The sequence below is a fragment of the Kitasatospora sp. NPDC002543 genome (assembly GCF_053594915.1).
In genome coordinates this window covers 45,614-52,168 of sequence record NZ_JBSFWR010000057.1, presented here as the reverse complement: position 1 = coordinate 52,168, position 6,555 = coordinate 45,614, and the positions used below count along the sequence as shown (strand labels likewise).

Annotated in this window: 8 protein-coding genes; all 8 read right to left on the bottom strand. The window is 71.4% G+C overall.

Features of this window, described 5'->3' with window-relative positions; genetic code table 11:
• On the bottom strand, positions 1-642 hold a 642-nt coding region (locus ACWD4P_RS23255; RefSeq protein ID WP_449780889.1), incomplete at its 3' end, for a GNAT family N-acetyltransferase.
• 131 nt (positions 643-773) lie between these two features.
• Positions 774-1,814 (bottom strand): ParB/RepB/Spo0J family partition protein, encoded by a 1,041-nt coding sequence (locus tag ACWD4P_RS23250; RefSeq protein ID WP_449780888.1) that lies wholly within the window; start codon positions 1,812-1,814, stop codon positions 774-776.
• Positions 1,811-2,755, bottom strand: a complete 945-nt coding sequence (locus tag ACWD4P_RS23245; protein ID WP_359829999.1) for a ParA family protein — start codon at positions 2,753-2,755, stop codon at positions 1,811-1,813. Before ACWD4P_RS23245 ends, ACWD4P_RS23250 begins: the two co-directional genes overlap by 4 nt.
• A 274-nt stretch (positions 2,756-3,029) precedes the next feature.
• Entirely contained in the window at positions 3,030-3,848 is an 819-nt protein-coding gene (gene rsmG / locus ACWD4P_RS23240; RefSeq protein ID WP_359829992.1) for a 16S rRNA (guanine(527)-N(7))-methyltransferase RsmG, read from the bottom strand.
• A gap of 159 nt (positions 3,849-4,007) precedes the next feature.
• Positions 4,008-4,538, bottom strand: coding sequence for a Jag family protein (locus ACWD4P_RS23235; protein ID WP_359829994.1), 531 nt, complete (start codon positions 4,536-4,538; stop codon positions 4,008-4,010).
• A gap of 82 nt (positions 4,539-4,620) precedes the next feature.
• Positions 4,621-5,796 (bottom strand): membrane protein insertase YidC, encoded by a 1,176-nt coding sequence (yidC, locus tag ACWD4P_RS23230; RefSeq protein WP_359829995.1) that lies wholly within the window; start codon positions 5,794-5,796, stop codon positions 4,621-4,623.
• Positions 5,797-5,799: 3 nt separating this feature from the next.
• Positions 5,800-6,114 carry a membrane protein insertion efficiency factor YidD gene (yidD, locus tag ACWD4P_RS23225; RefSeq protein WP_350743783.1) on the bottom strand — a complete coding sequence of 105 codons (315 nt, stop codon included), beginning with the start codon at positions 6,112-6,114 and terminating at the stop codon, positions 5,800-5,802.
• Positions 6,111-6,539 carry a ribonuclease P protein component gene (rnpA, locus tag ACWD4P_RS23220; RefSeq protein WP_359829997.1) on the bottom strand — a complete coding sequence of 143 codons (429 nt, stop codon included), beginning with the start codon at positions 6,537-6,539 and terminating at the stop codon, positions 6,111-6,113. Before rnpA ends, yidD begins: the two co-directional genes overlap by 4 nt.
• Between the last annotated feature and the right edge of the window lie 16 nt (positions 6,540-6,555).

The window sequence follows — 6,555 nt, the reverse complement described above, 5'->3', positions numbered from 1 at the left end:
GGTCGCGCCCACCATGGCGGCGGCCGTCGCGTAGGCGGCGAAGGCGCTGCCGAAGAGCAGCACGAAGCCGCCGAGCAGCGAGGGCGCCAGGATCGCCCGCCAGGAGAGCGTGGTCCGTGCCTCCAGCCGCAGCCGCGGGTAGCGCTCGTGCGGGCGGACGGTCTTGAAACCGACCGCGAGCAGGTGGTCGGCCGGCAGCACACAGCTGGTCGGCTCCCGCCCGGAGGAGCCGAAGGCCTCGATCGCCCGCACCCCGCGCCCGATCAGGTCCTTGGCCGCGGTCTGCACCAGCACCCGGCCGAGCCCCTGCCCCTGGTAGCCCGGCAGCACCCGGCTGACCATCAGCTGAACGGCGTCCGGCGAGACCGGGCTGGTCGGGAAGGACTGCGAGCGGGGGACGTAGGCGGGCGGCGCGTACAGCACGAACCCGGCGGGCCGGTCGTCCACGTAGACGATCCGACCGCAGGAGCCCCACTCCAGCAGCACCGTGGAGATCCACCCCTCCTTCTCCAGCTCCGGCTTGCCCGACTCCACCGCTTCCTTCGCACTGACCGGGTCCAGCTCCCAGAACACGCAGGAGCGGCAGCCCGTCGGCAGGTCCCCGAGGTTGTCCAGCGTCAGCGGAGCGATCCGCCGTCCCATGGCCGCACCTCCTCCTCCCTCTCACGGTCGAGCATTCCCCCACGAACGCCGATGGGTGCGTGTTTCACGTGAAACAACGCCACGTGGAACACGCACCCATCGGGTCGTCACCCTCGGCGGGCCGGTCCGGCTCAGCCCTGCGACAGCCGCAGACCGTCCTCCCCCGGAGCCATGCTGTCCAGGATCCGGTTCAGGTCCTCCACCGAACCGAACTCCAGCACCACCTTGCCCTTGCCCAGCCTGCCGCCGCGCTGCGACACCTCGACCTTGACCCGGGTGTCGAAGCGGTCCGACAGCCGGCTCGCCAGGTCGTTGAAGGCCGGGGAGTTCAGCTTGCCCGCCTTCGGCGCCTGGCGCTTGGGCTTGTCCGGCTCCTCCGAGCGCATCAGGACGACGATCTCCTCGACGTTGCGCACCGTGAGGCCCTCGGCGATGACCCGCGCGGCGAGCCGCTCCTGCTGCTCCGGGTCCGACAGTCCGAGCAGCGCCCGGGCGTGCCCGGCCATCAGCGTCCCGGCCACCAGCCGGGTCTGGACGGACGACGGCAGCTTCATCAGCCGCAGGGTGTTGGAGACGTGGGTGCGCGAGCGGCCGATCCGGTCGGCCAGCTCCTCGTGGGTGCAGGAGAAGTCCCGCAGCAGCTGGTCGTAGGCGGCGGCCTCCTCCACCGGGTTCAGCTCGGCGCGGTGCAGGTTCTCCAGGAGGGCGTCCAGCAGCAGCTTGTCGTCCTCGGTGGCCCGGACGATCGCCGGGATCCGCTCCAGCCCGGCCTCCCGGGAGGCGCGCCAGCGGCGCTCCCCCATGATCAGCTCAAAGCTGTCGGCACCGACCTGGCGCACCACGATCGGCTGGAGCAGACCGACCTCCTTGATGGAGGTGACCAGCTCGGCCAGCTTGTCCTCGTCGAAGACCTCTCGCGGCTGGCGGGGGTTGGGGGTGATCGCGTCCAGCGGCAGCTCGGCGAAGTACGCGCCGGCCGGCTGCGCCCGCTCGGCCCGCTTCTCCGCGGCCGCCCGGGCCGCCACCGTGCCGCGGCCGCTGGGCAGCGGCGTCACCGAGGCCGGTACGGGCGCGGCTGCCGCGGGCTTCGCCTCCGCCCCGCCGTCCACCGGCGCGGCGGGGCGGATCAACGCCTCCAGCCCTCGGCCCAGACCAACCCTGCGAGCACTCACTGATGACCCTCCGTCGTGCCGTGCTGTGCCACCGGGGCGCCGTGCCCCTGCTGGCCGTCCCGCTGCTGACCCACCAGCGAACCGCCCGGGCCCACCGCACGCTGCGCGAGCTCGCGGGCGGCCTCCAGGTAGGAGAGCGCCCCGGTCGAACCCGGGTCGTAGGTGAGCACCGTCTGCCCGTAGCTGGGCGCCTCCGAGATGCGCACCGAGCGCGGGATCGCCGTGCTCAGCACCTCTTGGTGGAAGTGGGTCCGGACCTCCTCGGCGACCTGGGCGGCCAGCCTGGTCCGGGCGTCGTACATGGTGAGCAGGATGGTCGACACGTGCAGTGCGGGGTTGAGGTGCGCACGCACCAGCTCGACGTTGCGCAGCAGCTGGCCGAGGCCCTCCAACGCGTAGTACTCGCACTGGATCGGGATCATCACCTCCTGGCCGGCGACCAGGGCGTTGACCGTCAGCAGGCCCAGCGAGGGCGGACAGTCGATCAGGATGTAGTCGAGCGGCTGCTCGTACGCGGCGATGGCGCGCTGCAGTCGGCTCTCCCGGGCCACCAGGGAGACCAGCTCGATCTCGGCGCCGGCCAGGTCGATGGTGGCGGGGACGCAGAACAGCCCCTCGACGTCGTGCACCGGCTGCACCACGTCGGCCAGGGGCTTGCCCTCCACCAGGACGTCGTAGATGGACGGCACCTCGGCGTGGTGGTCGATGCCGAGCGCCGTGGAGGCGTTGCCCTGCGGGTCGAGGTCGACGACCAGGACGCGCAGGCCGTGCATGGCGAGCGAGGCGGCCATGTTCACGGTGGTGGTGGTCTTGCCCACCCCACCCTTCTGGTTGGCGACCACGATCACCCGGGTGGCGGCGGGCCGGGGCAGTCCCTCGCCCGCTCGGCCGATCGCCTGAACCGCAGCCTGGGCAGCCCGTGCGATGGGCGTGTCATCGATCTGGTCGACGGTCTCCGAGTCCTGCATGGGAGTCAGTGTTTCACGTGAAACCGGAGCGGCAACAGTCGCCGCCCGGTCACGGCGGAGGATGCCCGAGAGCAAGGAGCGACGTTTCACGTGAAACACCATGCCCGCTATGCCGGAAATCTGACGTTGCGACACTCCGGTGCCCCGGTGTCGACCGGGCCGTCACCTGAACGACGACGGGCGGACGTTCCCCCCTCGCGGGAGGACCGTCCGCCCGTGGCCGGCACGTGTCCGGTGTCACGCCGGATCAGCGGCTGCGGCGCCGCCCGCCCCGGCCGCGCTCGCCGCCGCGGACGGTCGCGGCGCGGCCCGCCCGGGCCGCCTTGGCGCGCCGGGTGGCCGCCTTGACCCCGCCGGGGCTCTCCCCCGCCTTCACCTGGACCACCCGGGTCGAGGTCTCCAGGGTGCCCTCGCCGACCGCGATGACGTTCCACTCGACCGCGCCCAGCTTGGCCAGCCCGGCCCGCGAGTCGGCCAGCTCCTGCTCGGCGCTGTCCCCCTTGAGCGCCAGCATCTGCCCGTGCGGGCGCAGCAGCGGCATGCCCCAGCCGGCCAGCCGGTCCAGCGGTGCCACCGCCCGGGCGGTCACCACGTCCACCGCGAGCTTGCCGACCATCTCCTCGGCACGGCCGCGCAGCACCGTGACGTTGTCCAGCCCCAGCTCCCGGACGACCTCCTCCAGGAAGGTGGTCCGGCGCAGCAGCGGCTCCAGCAGCGTCACCGAGACGTCCGGACGGGCCAGCGCCACCGGGATGCCCGGCAGGCCGGCCCCGGAGCCGACGTCGCACAGGGTGGTCCCGGAGGGCAGCAGCTCGGCCAGCACCGCGCAGTTCAGCACGTGGCGGTCCCAGAGCCGGGGCACCTCGCGGGGCCCGATCAGCCCGCGCTGCACCCCTGCGGTGGCCAGCAGCTCGGTGTAGCGGACCGCGGCGTCGTAGCGCTCACCGAAGACCTCCCGGGCGACGGCCGGCGCCTCGGCCAGCTGGTCCAGCTCGGTGGCCCGCCCCTCGGCGGCCGGGTCCACGTCCGCCCCCGGCCGGCCGGCAGCCGCGTTCTCCGTGTCCATCTCGACCTCTCCGATCCCCGGATCCACCGACCCGCTCAACGCACTGTTTCACGTGAAACATCCCACAAGGGACGACGACCCCGCCCGCACGAGGCGGACGGGGTCGCGTCCGGTGAAGCTCTCCGGCCGCCGCGGCGGCCGGTCGTCGACCTGTCGGCCTCAGACCGGCAGCACGACCACGCACCGCTGGGGCTCTTCGCCCTCGGACTCACTGCGCAGGCCGGCCGCGGCGATCGCGTCGTGGACGACCTTGCGCTCGAAGGGAGTCATCGGCCGCAGCTTGACCTGCTCGCCACTGCTCTTGGCCTGCTCGGCGGCCTTGGCGCCGAGCACCGCCAGCTCCTCGCGCTTGCGGGCCCGGAAGCCGGCAATGTCCAGCATGAGGCGGCTGCGCTCACCGGTCTCCCGGTGGACAGCCAACCGGGTCAGCTCCTGGAGCGCCTCCAGCACCTCGCCGTCCTGGCCGACCAGGCGCTGCAGCGCGCGGTCGTTGCCGTCACTGACGATGGAGACCAGGGCGCGGTCGCCCTCGACGTCCATGTCGATGTCACCGTCGAGGTCCGCGATGTCGAGCAGACCCTCCAGGTAGTCCGCCGCGATGTCGCCCTCCTGCTCCAGGCGGGAGATGAGGCTCTCGTCGGCGCCGGCCTCGGCCTCGGCCTCGACGGCGGAGGTGGTGCCTTCCGTCACTGATGGACTCCTTCGGAGATGGGCCCGTCTGTCGGGCCGGGGACGAAGCTCTTCGCGGCTGTCACAACGGGCGCGGGACCGGTCAGGACTTCTTCTTCGGCCGCTGGCCGCCACCGCGCTTCGGCTGCTGCCGGGTGCCCTGCTTGGTACCGGCGGGCTTGGCCGCGGTCTGCTTGGCGGGCGCCGGCTTGGCAGCGGAGTCGGCCGGGGCGGAATCCGCCGGGGCGGAGTCCGCGGGCTCCTCGGCCGGGGCGTCCTTGCCCAGTTCGACGGTCGGCTGTCCGGTGGCGCCGTGCTGGCGCTGCGCCTTGGTCTGCCGACGGGGCTGCTGGCGGCGTGCGGCCTGGGCCGACTCCTCGACCACCGCGGCGGCGCTGGCCGCCTCGCTCACGGCCGCCTTGGACGGGGGCAGCATGCCCCAGAGCGCGCCCTTGATCTCCGTACCGTCCGGACGCAGCCGGCCGGCCTTCTTCAGTCGCTCCTGGCGCTCCTGGAAGGCCTTGCTGCCCGGGGTCGGGTTGTTGTGGATGACGATCAGCTGCTGGCCCATCGACCAGACGTTGGTGGTCAGCCAGTAGACCAGGACACCGACGGGGAAGTTGATGCCCATCACGGCGAACATGATCGGGAAGACGTACATCAGCATCTTCTGCTGCTGCATGAACGGCGTCTTCACCGTGAGGTCGACGTTCTTGGTCATCAGCTGGCGCTGGGTGACGAACTGCGACAGCGACATCAGGATGATCATCACGGCGGTGACGATCTTGACGCTGGTCTCGCCGCTGCCGACGAAGGTCGCGGACAGCGGGGCGCCGAAGATGTGCGCCTTGCCGGCGCTCACCAGCAGGTCACCGTGGATGACCCCGATGTCCTGGCCCTTGGCGACCTTGGCGAGCACGCCGTAGAGGGCGGTGAAGAAGGGCGCCTGGACGATGATGGGAAGGCAGCTGGAGAACGGGTTGGTACCCGCCTCCTTGTACAGCTTCATCATCTCTTCCGACTGGCGCTGCCGGTCGTTCTTGTAGCGCTCCTGGATGGCCTTCATCTTCGGCTGGATCGCCTGCATGGCCCGGGTCGCCTTGATCTGCTTCACGAAGAGCGGGATCAGGCAGATCCGGATGACGACGACCATCGAGGCGATGGACAGACCCCAGGCCCAGCCACCGTCCGGATTGAAGACGTGACTGTACAGCGAGTGGAACTGGACGATGATCCAGGACACCGCCGTGTAGAGGGGACTCAGAAAACCGAAGGTCACCGGTCAGACTCCTTGGGCATCGGGCTTCGCCACCGGCTCCGGCTCGGCGGTCCCGCTCTTGGGGCTCAGCAGATCGCGCAGCCGGCGGTGCCACACCGGGTGCTTGCGCGGCGGAACGTGGTCCACCCCGCCAGGCGACCAGGGGTTGCAGCGCAGGATGCGCCAGACGGTCAGGCCGCCGCCCTTGACCGCCCCGTGCACCCGCACGGCCTCGTAGCCGTAGTGCGAGCAGGAGGGGTAATAGCGGCAGACCGGACCGAGCAGTGGGCTGATGGTCCACTGGTAGACCCTGATCAGACCCATCAGCAGGTACTTCATCGCCCTGCTCCCGTCGGCGCCGTGGCGGCGGGCTCCGTCCTCAGCAACCGCTTCAGTGCCGCGTCCAGGTCACGTTCGAGGTCCTGGTACGAGGCGGTCGCGGCCTGGGGCAGCGCACGCACCACTATCAGGCTACCGGCGGGCAGCCTGAAGAGACGATCACGAACGAGGTGGCGCAACCGGCGCTTGACCAGGTTGCGCACGACCGCCGGGCCAACGGCCTTGCTCACGACGAAACCCGCACGCGCCGAAGGAGTCCCCTCGGCGACGTGCGGGCGGAAGTCGCTGGTCCGGTCGGTCGGTCCCTGCGGGTCACCGTCTCTGCTGAGATGGACGACCAGAAGGGGCCGGCCGGCCCGGCGACCGCGTTTCACCGCGGTCGCGAAGTCCTGGCGCCGCCGCAGCCGATTCTCGGAGGGCAGCACAACAGACTCTGGCGCG